The organism is Pseudomonas sp. SWRI81 (genome assembly GCF_014268545.1).
GTDB lineage: Bacteria > Pseudomonadota > Gammaproteobacteria > Pseudomonadales > Pseudomonadaceae > Aquipseudomonas > Aquipseudomonas hamedanensis.
Window position 1 is genome coordinate 18,174 of sequence record NZ_JABWQS010000046.1, and the last position, 23,747, is coordinate 41,920.

24 protein-coding genes are annotated in these 23,747 nt (G+C 61.2%); 7 read left to right on the forward strand and 17 right to left on the reverse strand.

Translation table 11 applies throughout. The features are described 5' to 3' along the window. Positions 1-15: 15 nt before the first annotated feature. From dnaX to HU765_RS22640, 5 genes are all read left to right on the forward strand, one after another. Positions 16-2,118 (forward strand): DNA polymerase III subunit gamma/tau, encoded by a 2,103-nt coding sequence (gene dnaX / locus HU765_RS22620; RefSeq protein WP_186623092.1) that lies wholly within the window; start codon positions 16-18, stop codon positions 2,116-2,118. A gap of 69 nt (positions 2,119-2,187) precedes the next feature. Next, positions 2,188-2,526 carry a YbaB/EbfC family nucleoid-associated protein gene (locus tag HU765_RS22625; RefSeq protein WP_003223337.1) on the forward strand — a complete coding sequence of 113 codons (339 nt, stop codon included), beginning with the start codon at positions 2,188-2,190 and terminating at the stop codon, positions 2,524-2,526. Between the two features lie 312 nt (positions 2,527-2,838). Beyond that, positions 2,839-3,873, forward strand: a complete 1,035-nt coding sequence (locus HU765_RS22630; RefSeq protein WP_186623095.1) for an NADP-dependent oxidoreductase — start codon at positions 2,839-2,841, stop codon at positions 3,871-3,873. A gap of 66 nt (positions 3,874-3,939) precedes the next feature. Next, positions 3,940-4,542, forward strand: coding sequence for a recombination mediator RecR (gene recR, locus HU765_RS22635; RefSeq protein WP_186623097.1), 603 nt, complete (start codon positions 3,940-3,942; stop codon positions 4,540-4,542). Between the two features lie 184 nt (positions 4,543-4,726). Next, positions 4,727-5,875: an acyl-CoA dehydrogenase family protein gene (locus HU765_RS22640; protein ID WP_186623099.1), complete on the forward strand. Its 1,149-nt coding sequence runs from the start codon at positions 4,727-4,729 to the stop codon at positions 5,873-5,875. Positions 5,876-5,986: 111 nt separating this feature from the next. On the opposite strand, the gene HU765_RS22645 is transcribed toward HU765_RS22640, so the two are convergent. Beyond that, entirely contained in the window at positions 5,987-6,535 is a 549-nt protein-coding gene (locus tag HU765_RS22645; RefSeq protein ID WP_024012326.1) for an adenine phosphoribosyltransferase, read from the reverse strand. A 75-nt stretch (positions 6,536-6,610) separates the two neighbouring features. Continuing rightward, complete coding sequence (gene fnr, locus HU765_RS22650) at positions 6,611-7,345, reverse strand: fumarate/nitrate reduction transcriptional regulator Fnr (protein WP_186550955.1); 735 nt, start codon at positions 7,343-7,345, stop codon at positions 6,611-6,613. Between the two features lie 154 nt (positions 7,346-7,499). On the opposite strand from fnr, the gene HU765_RS22655 reads away from it, so the two are divergent. Further along, positions 7,500-7,982, forward strand: coding sequence for a hypothetical protein (locus HU765_RS22655; protein ID WP_186550956.1), 483 nt, complete (start codon positions 7,500-7,502; stop codon positions 7,980-7,982). Here the strand turns inward: HU765_RS22655 and hemN are convergent. From hemN to ccoN (HU765_RS22730), 15 genes are all read right to left on the reverse strand, one after another. Next, entirely contained in the window at positions 7,979-9,361 is a 1,383-nt protein-coding gene (hemN, locus tag HU765_RS22660) for an oxygen-independent coproporphyrinogen III oxidase (protein WP_186623101.1), read from the reverse strand. The two genes, HU765_RS22655 and hemN, sit on opposite strands and share 4 nt — an antisense overlap. 223 nt (positions 9,362-9,584) lie before the next feature. Then, positions 9,585-10,268: a sulfite exporter TauE/SafE family protein gene (locus HU765_RS22665; RefSeq protein ID WP_186550958.1), complete on the reverse strand. Its 684-nt coding sequence runs from the start codon at positions 10,266-10,268 to the stop codon at positions 9,585-9,587. Then, the gene (gene ccoS / locus HU765_RS22670) at positions 10,261-10,473 is read right to left on the reverse strand and encodes a cbb3-type cytochrome oxidase assembly protein CcoS (RefSeq protein ID WP_039763029.1); all 213 of its coding nucleotides are present in this window, start codon (positions 10,471-10,473) and stop codon (positions 10,261-10,263) included. Before ccoS ends, HU765_RS22665 begins: the two co-directional genes overlap by 8 nt. Positions 10,474-10,495: 22 nt before the next feature. Further along, a complete protein-coding gene (locus tag HU765_RS22675; RefSeq protein ID WP_186623103.1) occupies positions 10,496-12,946 on the reverse strand; it encodes a heavy metal translocating P-type ATPase in 2,451 nt (816 codons plus the stop codon). A 164-nt stretch (positions 12,947-13,110) separates the two neighbouring features. Further along, a complete protein-coding gene (locus HU765_RS22680; protein WP_186623104.1) occupies positions 13,111-13,650 on the reverse strand; it encodes a FixH family protein in 540 nt (179 codons plus the stop codon). Between the two features lie 11 nt (positions 13,651-13,661). Further along, positions 13,662-15,077 (reverse strand): cytochrome c oxidase accessory protein CcoG, encoded by a 1,416-nt coding sequence (gene ccoG / locus HU765_RS22685; protein ID WP_186623105.1) that lies wholly within the window; start codon positions 15,075-15,077, stop codon positions 13,662-13,664. A gap of 205 nt (positions 15,078-15,282) precedes the next feature. Next, a complete protein-coding gene (locus HU765_RS22690) occupies positions 15,283-15,495 on the reverse strand; it encodes a hypothetical protein (RefSeq protein ID WP_186623106.1) in 213 nt (70 codons plus the stop codon). 143 nt (positions 15,496-15,638) lie between these two features. Continuing rightward, complete coding sequence (gene ccoP / locus HU765_RS22695) at positions 15,639-16,622, reverse strand: cytochrome-c oxidase, cbb3-type subunit III (protein ID WP_186550963.1); 984 nt, start codon at positions 16,620-16,622, stop codon at positions 15,639-15,641. Continuing rightward, a complete protein-coding gene (locus HU765_RS22700) occupies positions 16,619-16,804 on the reverse strand; it encodes a CcoQ/FixQ family Cbb3-type cytochrome c oxidase assembly chaperone (protein WP_003175465.1) in 186 nt (61 codons plus the stop codon). The genes ccoP (HU765_RS22695) and HU765_RS22700 overlap by 4 nt, the downstream gene beginning before the upstream one ends. Before the next feature lie 5 nt (positions 16,805-16,809). Beyond that, on the reverse strand, positions 16,810-17,418 hold the full coding sequence (ccoO, locus tag HU765_RS22705; protein WP_007917161.1) for a cytochrome-c oxidase, cbb3-type subunit II: 609 nt from the start codon (positions 17,416-17,418) through the stop codon (positions 16,810-16,812). Continuing rightward, complete coding sequence (gene ccoN, locus HU765_RS22710) at positions 17,418-18,860, reverse strand: cytochrome-c oxidase, cbb3-type subunit I (RefSeq protein WP_186623107.1); 1,443 nt, start codon at positions 18,858-18,860, stop codon at positions 17,418-17,420. The genes ccoO (HU765_RS22705) and ccoN (HU765_RS22710) overlap by 1 nt, the downstream gene beginning before the upstream one ends. Positions 18,861-19,359: 499 nt before the next feature. After that, entirely contained in the window at positions 19,360-20,316 is a 957-nt protein-coding gene (gene ccoP, locus HU765_RS22715) for a cytochrome-c oxidase, cbb3-type subunit III (RefSeq protein ID WP_186623108.1), read from the reverse strand. Next, positions 20,313-20,510 carry a cbb3-type cytochrome c oxidase subunit 3 gene (locus HU765_RS22720; RefSeq protein ID WP_186623109.1) on the reverse strand — a complete coding sequence of 66 codons (198 nt, stop codon included), beginning with the start codon at positions 20,508-20,510 and terminating at the stop codon, positions 20,313-20,315. The genes ccoP (HU765_RS22715) and HU765_RS22720 overlap by 4 nt, the downstream gene beginning before the upstream one ends. A 5-nt stretch (positions 20,511-20,515) precedes the next feature. Continuing rightward, positions 20,516-21,124: a cytochrome-c oxidase, cbb3-type subunit II gene (ccoO, locus tag HU765_RS22725; RefSeq protein ID WP_003223389.1), complete on the reverse strand. Its 609-nt coding sequence runs from the start codon at positions 21,122-21,124 to the stop codon at positions 20,516-20,518. A gap of 10 nt (positions 21,125-21,134) precedes the next feature. After that, positions 21,135-22,559, reverse strand: a complete 1,425-nt coding sequence (ccoN, locus tag HU765_RS22730) for a cytochrome-c oxidase, cbb3-type subunit I (protein WP_186623110.1) — start codon at positions 22,557-22,559, stop codon at positions 21,135-21,137. A gap of 90 nt (positions 22,560-22,649) precedes the next feature. On the opposite strand from ccoN (HU765_RS22730), the gene HU765_RS22735 reads away from it, so the two are divergent. Then, the gene (locus HU765_RS22735) at positions 22,650-23,327 is read left to right on the forward strand and encodes an alpha/beta family hydrolase (RefSeq protein WP_186623111.1); all 678 of its coding nucleotides are present in this window, start codon (positions 22,650-22,652) and stop codon (positions 23,325-23,327) included. Positions 23,328-23,747 lie beyond the last annotated feature (420 nt).

A 23,747-nucleotide genomic window follows, 5' to 3' on the forward strand; every position in this document is an offset into this window, starting at 1 on the left:
TTGCGACGGTTTTCGATGAGTTATCAGGTTCTTGCACGTAAATGGCGTCCGCGCTCGTTCCGCGAAATGGTCGGCCAGACCCATGTGCTCAAGGCTCTGATCAATGCCTTGGACAGCCAGCGGCTGCACCACGCGTACCTGTTTACCGGTACGCGCGGGGTGGGTAAGACCACGATTGCGCGGATCATTGCCAAATGCCTGAACTGTGAGACAGGTATCACTTCCAACCCCTGTGGCGAATGTTCGGTGTGCCGCGAAATCGACGAGGGCCGTTTCGTCGACCTGATCGAGATCGACGCCGCGAGCCGCACCAAGGTTGAAGACACCCGTGAACTGCTCGACAACGTGCAGTACGCGCCAAGCCGTGGGCGCTTCAAGGTCTACCTGATCGACGAAGTGCACATGCTGTCCAGCCATTCATTCAATGCGCTGTTGAAAACCCTCGAAGAGCCACCGCCCTACGTCAAGTTCATCCTGGCGACTACCGATCCGCAGAAACTTCCGGCAACGATTCTTTCGCGCTGCTTGCAGTTCTCACTGAAGAACATGACGCCGGAGCGCGTGGTCGAGCATTTGACCCACGTGCTCAGCGCCGAGAACGTGCCGTTCGAAGACGATGCCCTGTGGCTGCTCGGTCGCGCCGCCGATGGCTCGATGCGTGACGCCATGAGCCTGACCGATCAGGCGATCGCCTTCGGTGAGGGCAAAGTGCTGGCCGCCGATGTGCGGGCGATGCTCGGCACGCTGGATCACGGCCAGGTCTTTGACGTCCTGCATTCGCTGATCGAAGGTGATGCCAAGGCACTGCTCGAAGCGGTGCGGCATCTGGCCGAGCAGGGGCCGGACTGGAATGGCGTGCTCTCGGAAATTCTCAACGTACTGCACCGCGTCGCGATTGCCCAGGCCTTGCCGGAAGGTGTCGACAATGGCCATGGCGACCGCGATCGCGTGTTGGCGCTGGCCCAGGCATTGCCCGCCGAAGACGTGCAGTTCTATTACCAGATGGGCCTGATCGGTCGCCGCGATTTACCACTGGCGCCGGACCCGCGCGGTGGCTTCGAGATGGTCTTGCTGCGGATGCTGGCGTTCCGACCGGCAGATACCGCGGACGCCCCTAGGCAACCGCTAAAGCCAGTGGGGATCAGCCAGGCCACAGTTGATTCCGCGAACGCAGTGGCTGCCGCGCCCAAGCCTGCCCCGGTCGTCGCTGCGGCGGTTGCGCCGACACCTGCGCCCGTGACGCCGGCTGCACCGATAACCGCGCCGACGCCTCAGCCAGTAGCGGTTGCGCCGGTTGCTGAACCTGTACCGGAACCTGAGCCCGAGCCGGTTGCTGTTGAAGCTGCCGTCGATCTGCCGTGGAACGACCCGGTAGAAGCCGAGCCTGAGCCGGCGCCGGTGCAGCAACCGGCCGTCGAACCGGTGCTGGAAACCGCCGCCGAGCAACCCGAGTTGCCGCCGATGCCGCTGCCCACCCCGGACAGCGTCGTCCCCGACGCGCCGGAGTGGGCCGCCGCGCCGATTCCCGAGCCGTCGGTCGCCGACGTCGATGCTGCCACACCGGGCATGGACATGGACGACGAACCGCCGCTGGACGAAGACTACATCGAGCCGGACATGGATTCGGCCTACAGCTATCTCGACGAATTGGCCAGCGAACACGCCGCCGAGCCGACACCTGCGCCCGAGCCGGAACCGGCCGCCGCGCCGGCCACCGGTCTGGCCCTGCAATGGCTGGAAATGTTTCCGAAACTGCCGATTTCCGGCATGACCGGCAGCATCGCCGCCAACTGCACCTTGATCGCGGTCGATGGCGATCATTGGCTGATGCACCTCGATCCGGCTCACAGCGCGTTATTCAACGCCACGCAACAGCGCCGGCTGAATGATGCATTGAACCAGTTCCACGGGCGCACGCTGACCCTGACCATCGAGCTGATCAAGCCCGAGCAGGAAACCCCCGCCCAGGCCGCGTCCCGCCGACGCGCGAACCGACAGCGCGAGGCGGAAGAATCGATCCACGGTGATCCGTTCATCCAGCAAATGGTCCAGCAGTTCGGTGCAGTGGTGCGACACGATACTATTGAACCTGTCGACGCCCTGGTGACTCAGGGCTAAATAACTGAAGGCGTTCGGCTTCGCTGGCCGGGCGCTGTTTTGATCCAAGTACTTTTTGAGGTGATTCCCATGATGAAAGGTGGCATGGCCGGCCTGATGAAGCAGGCGCAGCAGATGCAGGAAAAAATGGCCAAGATGCAGGAAGAACTGGCCAACGCCGAAGTCACCGGCAAGGCCGGCGGCGATATGGTCACCGTGGTGATGACCGGGCGTCACGACGTCAAAAGCGTCAGCATCGACCCAAGCCTGGTCGAAGGCCTGAGCGAAGACGACAAAGAGATGCTCGAAGCTGTGGTCGCCGCCGCCGTCAATGACGCCGTGCGCAAGATCGAAGCCAATAGCCAGGAAAAAATGGGCAGCATGACCGCCGGCATGAACCTGCCAGCGGGGATGAAACTGCCGTTCTGATTCGCCATCCGGCGACAGATGAGCTACACAAAATGCCAGGCCTTGCGCCTGGCATTTTTGTTTCTGCGCGACGCTGATCGTTCCCATGCTCTGCGTGGGAATGCAGCCCGGGACGCTCCGCGTTCCAATCCCAAGCTGGAACGCGGAGCGTCCCTTGAGGCATTCCCACGCAGAGCGCGGGAACGATCAGTGGGAGCGAGCCTGCTCGCGAAGGGGGGCGTCTCGGTCACAGTTGAAGAAAACATCGAACACAGCACCGCTGCAAAGGTCTGCTCCCTATACCGCCCAATTCCCATTACAGGAGACGCTGACATGTCCGACCCTCTCACCCTCAACCAACGCTTCGTCCTCGCCTCGCGCCCGACCGGCGCGCCGACGCCGGAAAACTTTCGCCTGGAGCGCGAAGCTCTGCCAGACCTGCAGGACGGTCAGGTGCTGCTGAAAACCCTGTACCTGTCGCTCGATCCGTACATGCGCGGGCGTATGAGCGACGCACCGTCCTACGCGGCTCCGGTGCAAATCGGCGAAGTCATGACCGGTGGTGCGGTCAGCCGGGTGGAACGCTCCAATCATCCGAAATTCCATGCCGGTGACCTGGTGGTTGGCGCGACCGGCTGGCAAAGCCACAGCATCAGCGACGGCCGCAACATCATGCCGATCCCGGCCGGCCTGCCGAGCCCGTCGATGGCCCTCGGCGTCCTGGGTATGCCGGGCATGACCGCCTACATGGGCCTGATGGACATCGGCCAGCCAAAAGAAGGCGAAACGCTGGTGGTGGCCGCAGCGTCCGGTGCTGTCGGCTCGGTGGTCGGTCAGGTGGCGAAGATCAAGGGCTTGCGCGTCGTCGGTGTGGCCGGCGGTGCCGAGAAATGCAGATACGTGGTTGAAGAGCTGGGTTTCGACGCGTGCATCGACCACAAGGCGGCAGACTTTGCCGAACAACTGGCCAAGGCCTGCCCCGAGGGCATCGACATCTATTTCGAAAATGTCGGTGGTCATGTCTTCGACGCTGTCGTGCCGCTGCTCAATCCCAAGGCGCGCGTTCCGCTGTGCGGTCTGATTGCCGGTTACAACGCCTCGGAAACTCCCAAAGGCCCGGATCGCCTGCCGTTGCTGCAACGCACGCTGTTGACCAAGCGGGTGCGCATCCAGGGCTTTATCGTGTTCGATGACTACGGCGATCGCCAGCCGGAATTCATCAGCCACATGGTGCCGTGGGTGCGCGATGGCAAGGTCAAATTCCGCGAGGACGTGGTCGAAGGCCTGGAGCAGGCGCCTGAAGCGTTTATCGGTCTGCTGGAGGGACGCAACTTCGGCAAACTGGTGGTCCGGGTCGCCCAGGACTGAGGATTTGACGCTGGCCGGAGGCGCGGGTATAAACCGCGTCTCGTTGTTTAGTCGGACTGTTTACCCATGAGCTTCAGCCCTTTGATTCGCCAACTGATCGACGCCCTGCGCACCTTGCCGGGCGTGGGTCAGAAAACCGCCCAGCGCATGGCGTTGCAGTTGCTCGAACGCGACCGCAGCGGCGGCACGCGCCTGGCCCAGGCCCTGAGCCAGGCGATGGAAGGGGTCGGCCACTGCCGCCAGTGCCGCACGTTGACCGAAGACGATCTCTGCCCGCAATGCGCCGACAGCCGGCGCGACGACACGCTGCTGTGCGTGGTCGAAGGGCCGATGGATGTTTACGCGGTCGAGCAGACCGGGTTCCGTGGCCGTTATTTTGTGCTCAAGGGGCATTTGTCGCCGCTTGATGGATTGGGGCCCGAAGCAATCGGCATTCCGCAACTGATGGCGCGGATTGAAGAGGCAGGGACGTTTACCGAGGTCATCCTCGCGACCAACCCGACCGTGGAAGGCGAGGCGACAGCGCACTACATCGCGCAGTTGCTCAGCAACAAAGGCTTGATCGCTTCGCGCATTGCCCATGGCGTGCCGTTGGGCGGAGAGCTGGAGCTGGTCGACGGCGGGACGCTGGCGCATTCGTTTGCCGGGCGCAAGCCTATCTCCTTGTAAATCTCCATCGTCTGTTCTGGCCCTATCGCGAGCAGGCTAACTCCTACATTGAAATGCGTTACCCTGTAGGAGTGAGCCTGCTCGCGATAGCCGCGACTCGGTCCCCGAGACTCGCAAAACAATTTCATTGAAAACCAAGCAAGCGCTCGGTTAACGTCGGCGAACCCTTCCGTGGAGCTCGCCCATGCCTGCCTTTCAGGAATACTTCGACCCCAGCCACCAATTGGTCCGCGACAGCGTCAGACGTTTCGTCGAGCGCGAGATCCTGCCGGACATTGATCAGTGGGAAGAAGCCGAAATTTTTCCCCGCGAGCTGTATCTGAAGGCCGGCGCGGCGGGCATTCTCGGCATCGGCTATGCCGAAGCCCTGGGCGGCAGCCATGAAGGCGATCTGTTCGCCAAGATTGCCGCCAGTGAGGAGTTGATGCGCTGCGGCTCCGGTGGCCTGGTGGCCGGTCTGGGCTCGCTGGACATCGGCCTGCCGCCGATCGTCAAATGGGCGCGGCCCGAGGTTCGCGAGCGGGTCGTGCCGCCAGTGCTCAGCGGTGAAAAAATCAGCGCCCTGGCAGTCACCGAACCGGGTGGCGGCTCCGACGTCGCCAACCTGCAAACCCGCGCCGTGCGTGACGGCGATTTCTACCGGGTCAGCGGCAGCAAAACCTTTATTACCAGTGGCGTGCGCGCCGATTTCTACACCGTTGCGGTGCGTACCGGCGCGCCGGGGTTCGGCGGCATCAGCCTGTTGCTGATCGAGAAGGGCACGCCAGGTTTCACCGTCGGCCGGCAGCTGAAGAAAATGGGCTGGTGGGCGTCGGACACCGCTGAATTATTCTTTGATGACTGCCGCGTGCCTGTAGGCAATCTGATCGGCGCCGAGAACATGGGCTTCGCTTGCATCATGGGCAATTTCCAGAGCGAACGCCTGGCGCTGGCGCTGATGGCAAACATGACTTCGCAACTGGCGCTGGAACAGAGCCTGAAATGGGCGCGCGAGCGCGAGGCGTTTGGCAAGCCGATCAGCAAATTTCAGGTGATCAAGCATCGCCTCGCCGAGATGGCCACGGCGCTGGAAGTGTCGCGGGAGTTCACTTATCGGCAAGCGGCGAAGATGGCGGCGGGGCAGAGTGTGATCAAGGAAATTTCCATGGCTAAGAACTTCGCCACCGACACCTCGGACCGCATCACCACGGAGGCGGTGCAGATTCTTGGCGGGCTGGGTTACATGCGCGAAAGCCTGGTGGAGCGGCTGTATCGGGATAACCGCATCCTGTCGATTGGCGGCGGGACGCGTGAGGTGATGAACGAAATCATCAGCAAGCAGATGGGGCTTTAAGTTTTGCGGTGTAGCTGCCGGCCCCATCGCGAGCAGGCTCACTCCTACAGGGGAATGCGTTCCAACTTGTAGGAGTGAGCCTGCTCGCGATGGCGGCTAGAAGGGCGCTGCTTATTTGTCGGTCAACGCGAACTGCGTCAGGCAGAAGGTAGGAATGCCCATGTCCTGCAAGCGCTGCGAACCTTGCAACTCTGGCAAGTCGATAATCGCCGCCGCTTCATGCACGCGCGCACCCATGCGGCGAATCAGATTGGCCGCTGCGATCAGCGTGCCGCCGGTGGCGATCAAATCATCGAACATCACCACCGAATCGCCTTCGCACAGGCTGTCGGCGTGGACTTCCAGAAACGCTTCGCCGTATTCGGTCGCGTAACCTTCGGCCAGCACGTCGGCCGGCAGTTTGCCCTGTTTGCGGAACAGCACCAGCGGCTTGTTCAACTGATAGGCCAATACCGAACCGATCAGAAAGCCACGGGCATCCATCGCACCGATGTGGGTGAAGTCGGCTTCGACATAGCGGTGGGCGAAGCTGTCCATCACCAGGCGCAGGGCCGTTGGCGACTGGAACAGCGGGGTGATGTCGCGAAAGATCACGCCCGGTTTCGGGAAGTCGATCACGGGGCGGATCAGGGATTTGATGTCGAAGGAGTCGAAGACCATCGGGGTGTCCTGGCAGGGCTGCAAACGGCGCAGTATACCCGCGGCTGAAACGATTCGCTCAACCGCGGGTCGTGATCAGCCGTCGATCGAGCCACCGGCCAGGGCGCACAGCTGAATCGGGTCGAGGATGTGGATCTCTTTGCCCTCGGCGGCGATCAGCTCGTTCTGCTGGAAGCGCGTGAACACCCGCGACACGGTTTCCACCGCCAGGCCCAGGTAGTTGCCGATTTCATTGCGCGACATGCTCAGGCGGAACTGATTGGCCGAAAAGCCGCGGGCACGGAAACGCGCCGACAGGTTGACGAGGAAGGTGGCGATGCGCTCGTCGGCGGTTTTCTTCGACAGCAGCAACATCATTTGCTGGTCGTCGCGGATCTCACGGCTCATCACGCGCATCAACTGACGGCGCAGTTGCGGCAGTTGCAAGGCCAGTTCATCAAGGCGTTCGAAGGGGATTTCGCAGACCGAGGTCGTCTCCAGCGCTTGAGCCGACACCGGGTGTTTCTCGGTGTCCATGCCGGACAGTCCGACCAGCTCGCTCGGCAAGTGGAAACCCGTCAGTTGCTCCTCGCCGCCGTCGCTGAGGCTGAAGGTCTTCAGGGCGCCGGAGCGTACTGCATAAACGGAATCGAACGTGTCGCCCTGACGGAACAGGAACTCGCCCTTTTTCAACGGGCGGCCGCGTTTGACGATTTCGTCCAGCGCATCCATGTCTTCCAGATTCAAAGAAAGTGGCAGGCAAAGAGGGGCCAGGCTGCAATCCTTGCAATGGGCCTGGTTGTGAGCGCGCAGTTTAACTGGCTCGGACATTTCTTAAATCCTTGTGGGAAAACACACATAAGCCGTAAGGGTAACTCACGGGAGGACATTCAGGCCAGCGTGCAACGACGTTGTCCTACAGGCATAAAGCCGCAGCCCCGGCGGCCGATAAACCGGTATCAGAACGCACGGAAGGAAGGATTCGATGAGCGCCATTGGCACGCTGAACCCCGGTAATCATGGCGTTGCGGCGTTGCCGGAGGGTCTGAATAATGACTCTGCCGTTGACCGCGACGCCGACTCTTCAACGCAGGCAACCCCGACCTTGGTCGAGGGCGTCAAAGTGTCGCTGTCCGGTGCTGCCATTGCAAAATCTGCCGCGGTCGGCGGCGAAAACAGCGATATCGACAACAGTGGCTTGCCGGAGAACATCCAGCAGTTGCTGAAAATGATCCGCAAAATACAAAAAGAGATTGTCGAGAAAAAAGCCCGCATGGCGGCTGTGATGTCCGACAAGACCCTGTCCAATGAAGAAAAAACCAACAAGCTCGCCGCGCTGCGCGGTGCCATCGCAGCCTTGAGCAGTGGCCTGATCACCGCCAACCTTGCCCTGTCCAAGGTGATGAATCAGTCGGCGTTGACCCCGGATCAAAACTTCAAGGTCGGCTCGCTCCTGACCAAGCCCTAGATTACTCGCGAGAAGCGCTGGCGGTTCTGCTGCTCAAGGTAGGCATCGAACACCATGCACACCGAGCGCACCAGCAGGCGTCCGGCCGGCAACACCTCGATGCGTTCGCGTTCGAGTCTGATCAGGCCATCCTCGGCCATACTCTGCAGTTGCGGCCATAGCGCGCCGAAATAGCCCTGAAAATCGACGTTAAATTGCTGTTCGATGGTGGCGAATTCCAGCCTGAAGTTACAGATCAGTTGTTGGATCACCGCGCGGCGCAGGCGATCGTCGGCGTTGCACACCAGGCCGCGACTGGTGGCCAGTTGCGCGCTGGCGAGGGTGTTTTGATAGGCGTTGAGATCGCTGCTGTTCTGGCAGTACAGATCGCCGATCTGGCTGATTGCCGAAACCCCCAGGCCAATCAGGTCGCAATGACCGTGGGTGGTGTAACCCTGGAAGTTGCGTTGCAGGGTGGCTTCTTCCTGGGCGATCGCCAGTTCGTCGTCGGGCAGGGCGAAGTGGTCCATGCCGATGTAGCGATAGCCGGCGGTCGTGAGCTGTTCAATGGTGCGCTGGAACATCTCCAGTTTTTGCGCCGGGCTCGGCAACTCGCTGCTGTTGATGCGCCGCTGCGGCATGAAGCGTTCCGGCAGATGCGCATAGTTGAACACCGAGAGCCGGTCCGGTTGCAGGCTGATGACTTCGTCGACAGTGCGGGCGAAGTTGTCTGGAGTCTGCTTCGGCAAGCCGTAGATCAAATCAATGTTGATCGAGCGAAATTGCAACGTGCGCGCTGCGTCGATCACTGCCCGAGTCTCCTCCAGGCTTTGCAGACGATTGACCGCACGCTGCACCGCCGGGTCGAGGTCTTGCAGGCCGATGCTGACGCGGTTGAAACCCAGTTCACGCAACAGGCCCATGGTCGACCAGTCGGCTTCACGCGGGTCGATCTCGATGCCGTAATCGCCAGAGTCGTCCTCCAGCAGATTGAAGTGCTTGCGCAAGTGCGCCATCAATTGGCGCAGTTCGTCGTGGCTGAGAAAAGTCGGGGTACCGCCGCCGAAATGTAGCTGCTCGACTGTCTGCGCGGGGTCGAGGTGGCAGGCGACCAGCTGGATTTCCTGCTCGAGCCGTTGCAGATACGGCTGTGCACGGCCGCGATCCTTGGTGATGACTTTGTTGCAGGCGCAGTAGTAGCAGATGTTTGCGCAGAACGGCACATGCACATAAAGCGACAACGGCCGCAGGGCTTTGCGGCTGTCGCGCAGGGCGTGGAACAGGTCGAAGGTGCCGACCTGACCGTGAAATTGCACGGCCGTCGGATACGAGGTGTAGCGCGGCCCCGCCAGGTCATAGCGGCGGATCAAATCGGTGTCCCAACGAATGGCGTCGAGCATGCGGGCATTCCCCCCGGATAGGCTGGCAGTGTGGCGAGTCTATCGGGGTGCGGCGATGGGGCTGTTGATTTGCATCAACAGTGCTCGGAAGTGTCCCTGTGGCGAGGGGATTCATCCCCGTTGGGGCGCGAAGCGCCCCCTTCTTTTCTCCAGTCATACTTTGTAGACCGATTTACGACTGCTGCGCAGCCGAACGGGGATGAATCCCCTCGCCACAGAATAATCAGTGGCCCATCAACCAATGCTGATGCGGCCCAGGCAGCGTCCAGAGGCCAAAAAGGATGACCAGCAACCCGCCAGCCATGCGTACGCTGCGTTTGCGCAGGATCGCCGTGACCCGTTCAGCCGCCAGCCCGGTGGCCAGCAGCACCGGCCAGGTGCCGAGACCAAACGCGAGCATCAGCAACGCACTGTCCAGCGCATTGCCCTGACTCGCGCTCCACAACAACGTGCTGTAAACCAGCCCGCACGGCAGCCAGCCCCACAACGCGCCGAGCAGCAGGGCGCGCGGCACACTCGACACCGGCAGCAAGCGATTCGCCACGGGCTGGATATAGCGCCACAACCCCCGCCCGAGGGATTCGATGCGCGTGAGGCCGCTCCACCAACCCGCGAGATACAAGCCCATCGCGATCAGCAGCAACCCGGCCACTACCCGCATGAACAACGCCGCCGGGCTGTTTGCCAGCGCCCAGCCGGCCAGCCCGATCAACAACCCTGCCGTGGCATAACTGAGAATCCGCCCCAGGTTGTAGGCCAGCAACAAGCGAAAGCGTCGGCTGCGCTGTTCCTTGGGAATCGCCAGGGTCAGGGCGCCCATCAACCCGCCGCACATGCCCAGACAATGGCCGCCGCCGAGCAGGCCGAGGATCAGCGCCGAGACCAGTAACGGCGCCAGTTCAAGCATGGGGTGGCGCCTTGTCGTCCGGTTTGCCGGCGTTGGCTTCGTCCACCGCAGCGGTGTGGTTCGGGTCTTGGTCGTCGAAGAGGATGCTGTGGGCAGGGCCGTCGAGGTCGTCGTACTGGCCGCTGTCCACCGCCCAGAAGAAGATGTACACGGCGATGGCCACGATCAGCAGGGCCGCGGGGATCATCACGTAGAGAGCTGGCATCTGTACTCCAGGCCCGTGCGGCTCAGGCCGGCAATGGGCGGGTTTCTGACGAGGTGCGCGCGGCTGGCGCGCCCGGCACGCGAGTCAGGCGCAGGGCGTTGAGCACCACGGTCAGCGAACTGATCGACATGCCGACGGCGGCCCAAACCGGAGTGATCCAGCCGAGGGCGGCGAACGGCAACATGAGGCCATTGTACAGCGCGGCCCACAACAGGTTCTCGATGATCACCCGGCGGGTACGTCGCGCCAGGCTGAAGGCTTGCACCAAGGCGTCGAGGCGGTTGGACAGCAGCACCGCGTCGGCGCTGGTTTTCGCCAGATCGGTGGCCGAACCCATCGCCACGCTGATGTCCGCAGCGGCGAGCACCGGCACATCGTTGACGCCGTCGCCGAGCATCAGCACTTTGCGACCCTGCTGGTGCAGTTGCTGCAGCACTTGCAGTTTGTCATCCGGGCGCAAGCCGCCGCGGGCCTCATCAATGCCCAGTTCGGCGGCGACACTGGCGACCATCGGCGAACTGTCCCCGGACAACAGCAGTGTGCGCCAGCCACGTGCCTTGCACGCCGCGAGCAGGGCGGGGGCGTCGTCGCGCAAGCGATCGTCGAGGACGAACCAGGCCAGCGGGCCGTCAGTGTCCGCGAGCAGCAACCATTGCCCGGCTTCATCGGGCATCAACGGCACCGGCGCGCCGCTCGGGGCGCAGGCAAATGCTGCCTGGCCGATGCGCAAACGCTGGCCGTCCACCACGCCTTCCAGACCCAGCCCCGGCGTGCTGTGGACTTCTTCAGCGGCCAGCGGGGCGCGGCCGAACGCCCGGGCAATCGGGTGTTCCGAACGGTTTTCCAGGGCGGCGGCAAGGCTCAGGCATTGATCGCTGTCGAGGCCACCTAGCGGGCGAATCGAGCGCAGGACCAGACGGCCTTCGGTCAGGGTGCCGGTCTTGTCGAAAATCACCGTATCGATTTGATTGAGGCCTTCAAGCACATGGCCGCGGGTCAACAGCAGGCCGAGTTTGTGCAGCGTGCCGGTGGCGGCGGTGAGTGCGGTTGGCGTCGCCAGCGACAGCGCGCAGGGGCAGGTCGCGACCAGCATGGCGAGGACGATCCAGAACGCCCGCGAAGCATCCAGCTGCCACCACAACAGGCCGATGGCCGCCGCTGCAATCAGCGACAGCAACAGAAACCATTGCGCGGCGCGGTCGGCGATTTCTGCCAGACGTGGTTTTTCCGCCTGGGCGCGGTCGAGCAGGCGGACAATTGCGGACAGGCGCGTGTCCTGTCCCAACGCCTGCACTTGCACGGTCAATGCGCCTTCGACGTTGAGCGTGCCGGCAGTCACCGCATCGCCAAAGGTTCGTGGCTGCGGCAGGTATTCGCCGGTCAGCAGCGATTCGTCGATGCTGGACTGGCCGTCGATGATTTTGCCGTCAGCCGGCAGAATCGAGCCGGGCTGCACCAGAATCCGCTCGCCCAGGCGCAGCTCGCTGAGCAGGATGCGTTCGCTCTGGCCGTTCGCATCAAGACGCAGGCACGAGGCCGGCAACAGATTTACCAGTTGCGCGGTGGCGGCGGCGGTGCGTTCGCGGGCGCGGCGTTCCAGATAACGCCCGGCCAAAAGAAACAGCGCGAACATGCCGACCGCATCGAAGTACAGCTCGCCAACCCCGGTGATCGACGTCCAGATCCCAGCGATATAAGCGCTGCCGATCGCCAGAGAAACGGACACATCCATGGTCAGGTGACGGGTGCGCAAATCGCGCATCGCGCCTTTGAAGAACGGTGCGCAGCTGTAGAACACGATCGGCGTGGTCAGAAACAGCGCGACCCAGCGCAGGATCGTGTGCAGTTCGGGACTGAGGTCAATGTTGAATTCCGGCCAGGTGGCCATCGTCGCCATCATCGCCTGGAACCACAGCAACCCGGCGACGCCGAGCTGGCGCAGGGCCAGGCGATTCTCGCTGGCCAGTTGTTCGCTGGCGCGGTCGGCTTGGTAGGGATGGGCGGCGTAGCCGATATGGCGCAGTTCGGCGAGCAACTGGCTCAGCGGCAATTGCGCGTCGGCCCAGCTGACGTGCAGACGATGGTTGGACAGGTTCAGTCGCGCCTCGGCGACCGCCGGCAGCGTGCGCAGGTGTTTCTCGATCAGCCAGCCACAGGCAGCGCAACTGATGCCTTCCATCAACAGAGTGGTTTCGGCCAGATCGCCTTCGTGGCGGACGAAGGGTTGTTGCACGTCGGCGCGGTCGTACAGCGCCAGTTCATCGCTCAGTTGCACCGGCAGCGCTTCGGGGTTGGCCGAGGCTTCGCTGCGATGCAGGTAGTAGCTTTCCAGACCGCCGGCGACGATGGCTTCGGCCACGGCCTGACAGCCCGGGCAGCAGAATTCGCGGGACTGCCCGAGTACGACGGCGGTGAAGCGGCTGCCGGACGGGACGGGCAGGGCGCAGTGGTAGCAGGGAAGTGGGGTGGTCATTTCTGTTGCCATGGAAATCTATTGTGGCGAGGGAGCTTGCTCCCGCTCGACGGCGAAGCAGTCGCAAAGCAGCAGACTCACTATGCCTGAATGAGCCAGGAAGCCAATTTCAGGGGCACTTCGCGCCCCCGGCGGGAGCAAGCTCCCTCGCCACAATGGCAGGCTTATTTCTTCAGATCTTCCGCGCCCTGCAGCGGCTCATCACCGAGCAGCAGATCCTTGTCATGGCTGACCAGTTCTTCTTCAAACATACGCCACACGTGGTCATCCTGACTGCCGAGCAGTTCGACAAACCGACGTCCCTCGACCTTGTCACCGAGTTGGCCGATGTAGCGCCCGGTTTCACTGTCGCTGCGGGTCAGGACGATCTTGCGGTCCTTCTCCGGCTGGGTTGGCGATATCAGATTCAACTCCAGGGTTTGCGGCTGGCTGTCACCGCTCAGGCGCACGTCGACTTCGCCGGTGACGCCGTCCAGGTGCAAGTTGGCGCGCATCTTCAGGTTCTGCGCCAGCAACTCGCGGTCCAGCGAACGGTTGATGCCTTTGCCTGCTTCGTAATAGTTGTCGTTGACCAGATTGTCCGGGTTGTTGACCGCAATCGTCACCATGGACAGGGTCAGGGTCACCGAGCAGGCCAGAATCGCGATGATGATCCATGGCCAGAGGTGCTTGTACCAAGGACTTGCAGCGTTTGCAGCGGGCATGTGCAGTTCTCTCAACGGATTTGTGGGCCGATGAATCGGCTCTTGGCTTCAACGTGAACGCTGTCGTCATCGGCGTCCTTGAGGATGAATTTCACCTCGTTGGTGCTCGATGGCAGTTGCTCCGGTGCGCTCGACAACTCGACCGGCATGCTGACGATATCTCCGGCGGCAACCTTGATCTCGCGCTTGCCTTGCAGGCGCAGGTCCGGCAGGCCCTCAGCTTCCAGCACGTAGGTATGATCGTGCTGATCCTTGTTCATGATCTTCAGGCTGTAGACGTTTTCGATCCGGCCTTCGGCGTTTTCGCGGTACAGCACGCGGTCCTTGCTGACGTCGAAACCGACCAGCGAACGCATGAAGAACGCGGCGACCAACAGACTGATCATCGCCAGCAACACCAGCGCATAGCCGATCAGGCGTGGCCGCAGTTTATGGGTTTTCTGCCCGGACAGGTTGTGTTCGGTGGTGTAGCTGATCAGCCCGCGCGGGTAGTCCATCTTGTCCATGATGCTGTCGCAGGCATCGATGCACGCCGCGCAGCCAATGCACTCGATCTGCAGGCCGTCGCGGATGTCGATGCCGGTCGGGCAGACCTGCACGCACATCGTGCAGTCAATGCAATCGCCCAGACCCAGGGCCTTGTAGTCGACGCCTTTCTTGCGCGGGCCACGGCTTTCGCCACGGCGCGGGTCGTAGGAAACGATCAGCGTGTCCTTGTCGAACATCACGCTCTGAAAGCGCGCGTAAGGACACATGTAGATGCACACCTGCTCACGCAACCAACCGGCATTGCCGTACGTGGCGAGGGTGAAAAAACCGACCCAGAAATACGACCAGCCATCGGCCTGGCCGGTGAAGAACTCGATGACCAGCTCGCGGATCGGCGAGAAGTAACCGACGAAGGTCATGCCGGTGACAAAACCGATCAGCAGCCACAGCGAGTGCTTGGCCAGTTTGCGCATGAATTTATTCGCGCTCATCGGCGCCTTGTCGAGCTTGATGCGCTGGTTGCGGTCGCCCTCGGTGACTTTCTCGCACCACATGAAAATCCACGTCCACACGCTTTGCGGGCAGGTGTAGCCACACCAGACGCGACCGGCATACACGGTGATGAAGAACAGGCCGAACGCGGCAATGATCAACAGGCCCGAGAGCAGGATGAAATCCTGCGGCCAGAACGTAGCGCCGAAGATGAAGAACTTACGCTCCGGCAGGTTCCACCACACCGCCTGGTGGCCGCCCCAGTTCAGCCACACCGTGCCGAAATACAACAGAAACAGCGCCGCACCGCCAAGCATCCGCAGATTGCGGAACAGGCCGGTGAAGGCGCGGGTGTAGATTTTTTCTCGTGAGGCGTAAAGATCGACGCTGTTGCTCGGGTTTTTACTCGGCGGCGTGACGTCGTGTACCGGAATCTGATTGCTCATCATTGCATCCCACGGCAGTGGAAAAATGCCTCGGTCGATACGTGCCAACCAAGGTCAAAAAGGGCTGTTGCAGTGGCGCAATGATACGCCTGCAGCTCTGGCTCAAGGGTGCGACCTTTGGTCGCGTTGGGGAAAACCAATTGATGGTGTAGTGACTTGGATCAATTGACTTATGAAGTATGGTCGAACTTTTGGGACAAGCGGATCAGTCAAACGCTTGCCTGGTGAAGATTAATCCACGCTCAACAAAGAAATCGATGTCGTTCTCTGGCATGCGTAACAAGTCGGCGATATTTGCTATTTGCACTAGTGTGCAAGGCACTGGCACCTGTTCAGGGAGTTCGGCGCCTAACCCTTTCTCATCGGTTTTTGTGTTCCGCTTCCTTTGTGCCGGCATTTGCTCTGATCGGTTATCCATGATTGTTCTCCTCTGAATTATTGCGGGATTGAAGGTATCCAGTATCGCCTTTACGCGCAAACCGCTTGATGCTTCTGCTCAAACAAAACGGCCCCGCCAATTCCCATTGGCGGGGCCGTCTCGTATTGCTTCAGGCGCAGGCTTTACTCGGCCTCCGCCTCCGGTGCTTTTTCGCCGTGGGAAAGGCTATACACATACGCCGCCAACAAGTGAACCTTGTCGTTACCCTGCAGTTGTTCCTGCGCCGGCATCTGGCCCTGACGGCCGTAGCGGATGGTCTGCTGCAGTTGCGCGAAGCTCGATCCGTAAATGAACGCGCCCGGATGGGTCAGGTCAGGTGCGCCCATCGCTGGCGTGCCTTTGCCGGCCGGGCCGTGGCAGGCCACGCAGTTGGCGGCGAACAGTTTCTGGCCGTTGGCCGGGTCGGCCTTGGCGTCTTCCGGCAGCTTGCGGCCATCCAGGTTGGTCACTACATAAGCCGCGACATCAGCCACGCCTTGCTCACCGATCACCTCCGCCCATGCCGGCATCACCGCGTGACGGCCGCCCATGATGGTGGTCTTGATGGTTTCCGGCTCACCGCCCCAGCGCCAGTCGGCGTCGGTCAGGTTGGGGAAACCGTAGGCGCCCTTGGCGTCGGAACCGTGGCACACGGAGCAGTTGGAGGCGAACAGACGGCCGCCCATTTTCAGTGCTTGCGGATCCTTGGCGACTTCTTCGATCGGCATGGCGGCGAACTTGGCGAAGATCGGACCGAACCTGGCGTCCGAACGCGCCATTTCCTTTTCCCATTCGTGCACGCCGGTCCAGCCGGTCTGACCGTTGGCGAACGCGGTCTGCTTTTCCGTATCGAGGTAGTTGTAGCCCGGCAGCAGGCCCTTCCAGTTGCCCAGGCCTGGATACAGCACCAGGTAACCCAAGGCAAAAATGATGGTGCCGACGAACAGCATGAACCACCATTTCGGCAGCGGGTTGTCGTACTCCTCGATCCCGTCGAAGGAGTGGCCGACCGTCTCGTCCGTCTGTTCGCTGCGCTGGCCCTTGCGGGTCGACAGCAGCAGCCAGGTCAGGGCGAAGATCGTACCGAGACTGAGGACTGTGACGTACAGACTCCAGAATGTAGTCATTCTTTGTTACTCCTAGAAGCTTGCTCGACGTGCTTGATGGCTTCGGGATCATCCGCAAAAGGCAGCAAGGTCGCGTCTTCAAACTCCGACTTGCGCTTGGGGCTGAACACCCACAACGCCAGACCGATAAAGGCCACCATCACGACAACGGTGCCCAGGCCTCGAATCATCCCGATATCCATCAGATTCACCGTTTGCTTTTGATGATGGTGCCCAGGCCTTGCAGATAGGCCACCAGCGCGTCCATTTCGGTTTTGCCCTTCACGGCATCCTGTGCACCGGCGATGTCTTCGTCGGTGTAAGGCACGCCGAGTGTGCGCAAGACTTCCATTTTTTTCGCGGTTTCCTTGCCGTCGAGCTTGTTTTCCACGAGGAACGGGTAAGCCGGCATTTTCGACTCAGGCACCACGTTGCGCGGGTTGTACAAGTGCGCACGCTGCCAGTCATCGGAGTAACGACCGCCCACACGGGCCAGGTCCGGGCCGGTACGTTTGGAACCCCACAGGAACGGGTGGTCCCAGACGCTTTCACCGGCAACCGAATAGTGGCCATAGCGTTCGGTTTCAGCGCGGAACGGACGGATCATCTGCGAGTGGCAGCCGACACAACCGTTGGCGATGTAGACGTCGCGGCCTTCCAGTTCCAGCGCCGAGCGTGGCTTCATGCCCTCGACCGGCTTATTGGTGACGTCCTGGAAGAACAGCGGAACAATTTGGGTCAGACCACCGACGCTGACGGCGATCACCATGAAGAAGGCCAACAGGCCAATATTCTTCTCGACAGCTTCATGCTTCATCAGTGAGCTCCAACGACGGCGATCTTGGCGGCGGCTTCGGCTTCAACCGGGTCCGACGCACGTACGGTGCGGTACACGTTGTACGCCATCAGCAGCATGCCGCTGGCGAAGAACGCACCGCCCAGCGCACGGACGATGAAGCCCGGGTGGCTGGCCTGCAGCGCTTCGACGAACGAGTAGGTGAGGGTGCCGTCATCGTTGATGGCGCGCCACATCAGACCCTGAGTGATGCCGTTGACCCACATCGAGGCGATGTAGAGCACGGTGCCGATAGTGGCGAGCCAGAAGTGCGCGTTGATCAGCCCGGTGCTGTGCATCTGTGCACGGCCGAACAGTTTCGGGATCATGTGGTAGATCGCGCCGATCGAGATCATCGCTACCCAGCCGAGCGCGCCGGCGTGTACGTGGCCGATGGTCCAGTCGGTGTAGTGCGAGAGCGAATTGACGGTCTTGATCGCCATCATCGGACCTTCAAAGGTCGACATGCCGTAGAACGCCAGCGACACCACGAGGAAACGCAGGATCGGGTCGGTGCGCAGCTTATGCCAGGCGCCCGAGAGGGTCATCATGCCGTTGATCATGCCGCCCCAGCTTGGCGCCAGCAGGATGATCGACATCGCCATGCCCAGCGATTGTGCCCAGTCCGGCAGGGCGGTGTAGTGAAGGTGGTGCGGGCCGGCCCAGATGTACAGGGTGATCAGCGCCCAGAAGTGCACGATCGACAAACGATAGGAATAAATCGGACGTTCGGCCTGTTTCGGCACGAAGTAGTACATCATCCCGAGGAAACCGGTGGTGAGGAAAAAGCCCACCGCGTTATGGCCGTACCACCACTGAATCATTGCGTCGGTGGCGCCCGAATAAGCCGAGTACGACTTGAACAGGCTGACCGGCAGCGACATGTGGTTGACGATGTGCAGCATCGCCGTCACGACGATGAACGCACCGTAGAACCAGTTGCCGACATAGATGTGCCTGGTTTTGCGCTTGGTGATGGTGCCGAAGAACACCAGACCGTAGGTGACCCAGACAATGGCCAGCAAAATGGCCAGCGGCCATTCCAGTTCGGCGTATTCCTTGGTGGTGGTGTAACCCAGCGGCAAGGTAATGATTGCGCCGACGATGACCGCTTGCCAGCCCCAGAACGTGAAGGCCGCGAGGCTGTCGGAAATCAGTCGCGTCTGGCAGGTTCGCTGCACGACATAGTAGGAAGTGGCGAACAGTGCACAACCACCGAAGGCAAAAATCACCAGGTTTGTGTGCAACGGGCGCAAGCGTCCAAAGCTCGTCCACGGCAGACCGAAGTTCAATTCCGGCCAGACCAGTTGCGAGGCAATGAAGACACCGAGCCCCATGCCAAGGATCCCCCAGACCACCGTCATGATGGCGAACTGGCGGACTACCTTATAGTTATAAGCAGTCGGACTGATTGCTGTGCTCATTCTAAGGTTCCACGGTTTGGGTGTTTTATTAGGATTAAAATCGGCCGCAAGTATGCAGAGAGCAGGGGGTCATTGCAACGCGCCATGACCTGGGTCAATGCTTTCCAACGCTGATTCTGCGGCCTTTCCATGCGCCGCGTAGGGTCAAAAATGACCTCTGACAAAATGTCGCACCGAGCGAAAAAAACCAGCGCTGCGGATCGCGGTCGACGGTCCATCTTCATGCGTCGTGATCGGGGGATGAAGCGCAATCGGCGCAACAGCCGTTATCCATCAGCGTTTGCGGCGAATCTGTCAACCGGTTCATCGAACGCATCGCTCGGGATTGATCTGAAAACCGACGCTGGCCGGTCCGCTTCGATGAAGCGTAGACCCGATTCCGGGGATTCGAAAGGAGAGGTTGCAAGGGGTGCGACAAAAAGAAGCAGCTAGGAGCTGTAAGCTGCAAGCGACAAGTAGGTTCAAGTCGCTTGCAGAATTGTATACAAATATGTTGATTTTACTTGGAGCTTTCAGCTTGAAGCTTGCCGCTCAATTGCTCACTAGTTTTCGAAAGGCTGTACACATAAGCGGCAAGCAATTGCACTTTATCGTTGCCCAGCAATTCATTCTGCGCTGGCATGTGGCCCTGGCGACCATGGCGAATGGTCTGTTCCAGTTGGGTCAGACTGGTGCCATAAATGAAGCCTGCCGGATGGGTCAGGTTTGGCGCGCCCATGGCGGGCGTGCCCTGGCCGGTGGCGCCATGACAAGCTACGCAAGTGGTGCTGAACGCCTGTTGCCCGGCTTGCAGGTCCGCCTTGCTGTCGGCGGGCAGCGGCAGGCCGGCCAGTTCATGGCGCACATACGCGGCAACGTTCTTCACTCCGGCCTCGCCAAGCACGTCGCCCCAGGCCGGCATTGCCGCCATCCGCCCGCCCATGATCGTGGTCTTGATGGTCTCGGGGTCGCCGCCCCAGCGCCATTCGCTGTCGGCGAGGTTAGGGAAACCGAACGCGCCCTTGGCATCCGAGCCGTGGCACACCGAGCAGTTGGAAGCGAACAGGCGACCGCCCATTTTCAGCGCCTGCGGATCCTTGGCCACGTCTTCCAGCGGCATCGCCGCGAACTTGGCGAAGATCGGCCCGAACCGTGCGTCGGCCTTGTTCATTTCCTTTTCCCATTCGTGCACGCCGGTCCAGCCGTCCTCGTAACCCGGCAGGATACCTTTCCAGTTGCCCAGGCCCGGATACAGAATCAGATAGCCCACCGAGAACACCAGCGTCCCGGCGAACAGCATGAACCACCACTGCGGCAGCGGGTTGTCGTACTCCTCGATGCCGTCGAAGCTGTGGCCCATGGTCTGGTCGACGCTGCCCTTGGTCTCGCCCCGGCGCGTGCCGATCAGCAGCCAGGTCAGGCCGATCAGGCTGCCAATGGTCAGTACGCAGATCCACGTACTCCAGAAGGTGGTCATGGCCGGGTACTCCTTGTTTCAGGGGCGGAAATTGTTTCGGGTTGGGGTTCGTCGGCAAACGGCAGCAGGCGCGCTTCGGCGAATTCCGGGGTGCGCTTGCGGTTGAACACCCACAGGGTCAAACCGACAAACGCGACAAACACCACGACCGTGCCGAGGCCGCGGATCAGGCCTGCACTCATTTCAATGATCATCGTGCTCACCTCTTGCTCTTGATCGCAGTGCCGAGCACTTGCAGGTAGGAGACGAGCGCGTCCATTTCAGTCTTGCCCTTGAGGCTGGCGACCGCGCCGCTGATGTCGTCGTCGGTGTACGGCACGCCGAGGGTGCGCATGGTTTTCAGCTTGGTTTCGGTGTGGCTGCTGTCGACCGCCTGCGTGACCAGCCACGGGTAGGCCGGCATCTTCGATTCCGGCACCACGTTGCGCGGGTTGTACAAGTGCGCGCGGTGCCAGTCATCCGAGTAGCGCGCACCCACGCGGGCAAGGTCCGGCCCGGTGCGTTTCGAACCCCACAGGAACGGGTGATCCCAGACGCTTTCGCCGGCCACCGAATAGTGCCCGTAGCGCTCGGTTTCGGCGCGGAACGGGCGGATCATCTGCGAGTGGCAACCGACGCAGCCTTCGCGGATATAGATGTCGCGACCTTCCAGTTGCAGCGCGGTGTAGGGCTTCATGCCTTCCACCGGTTTGTTGGTGACGTCCTGGAAGAACAGCGGGACGATCTGGGTCAGGCCGCCGATGCTCACGGCGAACACCATCAGCAGCATCAGCAGGCCGACGTTCTTTTCAATCGTTTCGTGTTTCATGGCGGACTCCTCAGGCCATCTGCGCGGCAGCAACGACGTCAGCAGGCTGCGAGGCCCGCACGGTGCGCCAGGTGTTGTAAGCCATCAGCAACATGCCACTCAGGAAAATCGCCCCGCCGACCAGTCGCACGACAAAGCCCGGATGGCTGGCCACCAGGGTTTCAACGAAGGAGTACGTCAGCGTGCCGTCCTCGTTGACCGCGCGCCACATCAGGCCCTGGGCAATGCCGTTGACCCACATCGAGGCGATATAAAGTACGGTGCCGATGGTCGCGAGCCAGAAGTGCGCGTTGATCAGACCGATGCTGTGCATCTGCGCACGGCCGAAGATTTTCGGAATCATGTGATACAGCGCGCCGATTGAGATCATCGCCACCCAGCCGAGGGCGCCGGCGTGTACGTGGCCGATGGTCCAGTCGGTGTAGTGGGAGAGGGCGTTCACAGTCTTGATGGCCATCATCGGCCCTTCGAAGGTCGACATGCCGTAGAACGCCAGCGACACCACGAGGAAGCGCAGGATCGGGTCGCTGCGCAACTTATGCCAGGCGCCCGAGAGGGTCATCATGCCGTTGATCATGCCGCCCCAGCTCGGCGCCAGCAGAATCAGCGACATCACCATGCCCAGCGACTGCGCCCAGTCCGGCAGCGCGGTGTAGTGCAAGTGGTGCGGACCGGCCCAGATGTACAGGGTGATCAGCGCCCAGAAGTGCACGATTGAGAGGCGATACGAATACACCGGCCGCTCGGCCTGTTTCGGCACGAAGTAATACATCATGCCGAGGAAGCCTGCGGTGAGGAAAAAGCCCACGGCGTTGTGGCCGTACCACCACTGCACCATGGCGTCGGTTGCGCCGGCGTACAGCGAGTAGGATTTAGTGAAACTCACCGGCAACTCAAGGTTGTTGACGATGTGCAGAATCGCCACGGTGATGATGAACCCGCCGAAAAACCAGTTGCCCACGTAGATGTGCTTGGTCTTGCGCTGCATGATCGTGCCGAAAAACACGACCGCGTAAGCGACCCAGACGATGGTGATCAGAATGTCGATCGGCCATTCCAGCTCGGCGTATTCCTTGGAACTGGTGTAACCCAGCGGCAGGCTGATCGCCGCCAGCAGAATCACCAGTTGCCAGCCCCAGAAGCAGAACGCGGCGATTTTTGGTGCAAACAATTGCGTCTGGCAGGTGCGTTGTACCGAGTAGAAAGAACTGGCGAACAGCGCGCAGCCACCGAAGGCGAAGATCACCGCGTTGGTGTGCAGCGGGCGCAGACGGCCGAAACTGGTCCAAGGCAAATTGAAGTTGAGTTCGGGCCAGACCAATTGCGCCGCGAGAAAAACCCCGAGGCCCATGCCGACGATGCCCCACACCACCGTCATAATGGCGAATTGGCGGACCACCTTGTAGTTGTAGGCGGTACTGATAGAAGTGTTCATGGTTCCCCATCCACGGTTCAGCCGAAGTGAGCGCGCGAACGGCGCGAATCCTTCGTCTGGAGTTATAGGCAGACTAAAAGCGAGGCAAGCATGGACAAACAGCACAAGGCCAGTATTGACGGGGATCAATGGGCGCAGTGTGTGCGTGATCATGGGTGGCTGTGGGACGCCGCTGTTGGTGAGGCTTGTGCGACTCTGATTCTGGCGCACGGGGCGGGGGCGCCGATGGACAGTGACTGGATGTCGGATATGGCTGGGCGTCTTGCTGCGCTGGGTATCAACGTAGTGCGTTTTGAGTTTCCGTATATGGCGCAGCGGCGCGTGGATGGGGTTAAGCGTCCGCCGAATCCTGCGCCGAAATTGCAGGATTGCTGGCGGGAGGTGTATGGCGAAGTGCGGCGTCATGTCGCTGGGGTTTTGGCGATTGGCGGCAAGTCGATGGGCGGGCGGATGGCCAGTTTGGTGGCGGATGAGTTGGGGGTGGATGCGTTGGTGTGTCTGGGGTATCCGTTTTATGCGGTGGGGAAGCCGGAGAAGCCGCGGGTTGAGCATTTGGCTTCGTTGCGTACGCGGACGTTGATTGTGCAGGGGGAGCGGGATGCGCTGGGTAATCGTGAGGCGGTTGCGGCTTACAGCTTGTCACCGAGTATTGAGGTGACTTGGCTGGCGGCAGGTGATCATGATTTGAAGCCGTTGAAGGTTTCCGGGTTTACCCATGAACAGCATTTGGCTAGCGCCGCGCAGGCGGTGGCTTGTTTTTTTCGTTGATTTTTCGGGTGTATATCCGTTGCTGCGGTAAGGGCCACTTAGGGTTCCGCCCTTACGGCGGGTCACTTTTTCCAGACGCCGAAAAAGTAACCAAAAAGGCTTGCTCCTACGTTCGGCCCGCTCGCTTAGGCTCGGGGTTCCTTCGCTCCGGGATCGATCCGGGCGCAGCGGCTCCGGTTTGCTTCGCTGCACCTCCTTCCGCTGTGTCTGGCTGCGCCAGACGGTCGCTGCGCTCCCACGCCCGGATCAATCCCTGCGCTCAGCCTTCCGAAGTCGCCCGTGGATCAAGATCAAAAGCTTTACTCGAGCTAACGCTCATTGTTGAGTGGGGCGGCTTCGCCGCGGGCAGCTGCGCTGCTTTGCTTTTGTGGGAGCGAGCCTGCTCGCGAAGGCGGCCTGACAGCCGACCAGTCGCTACCG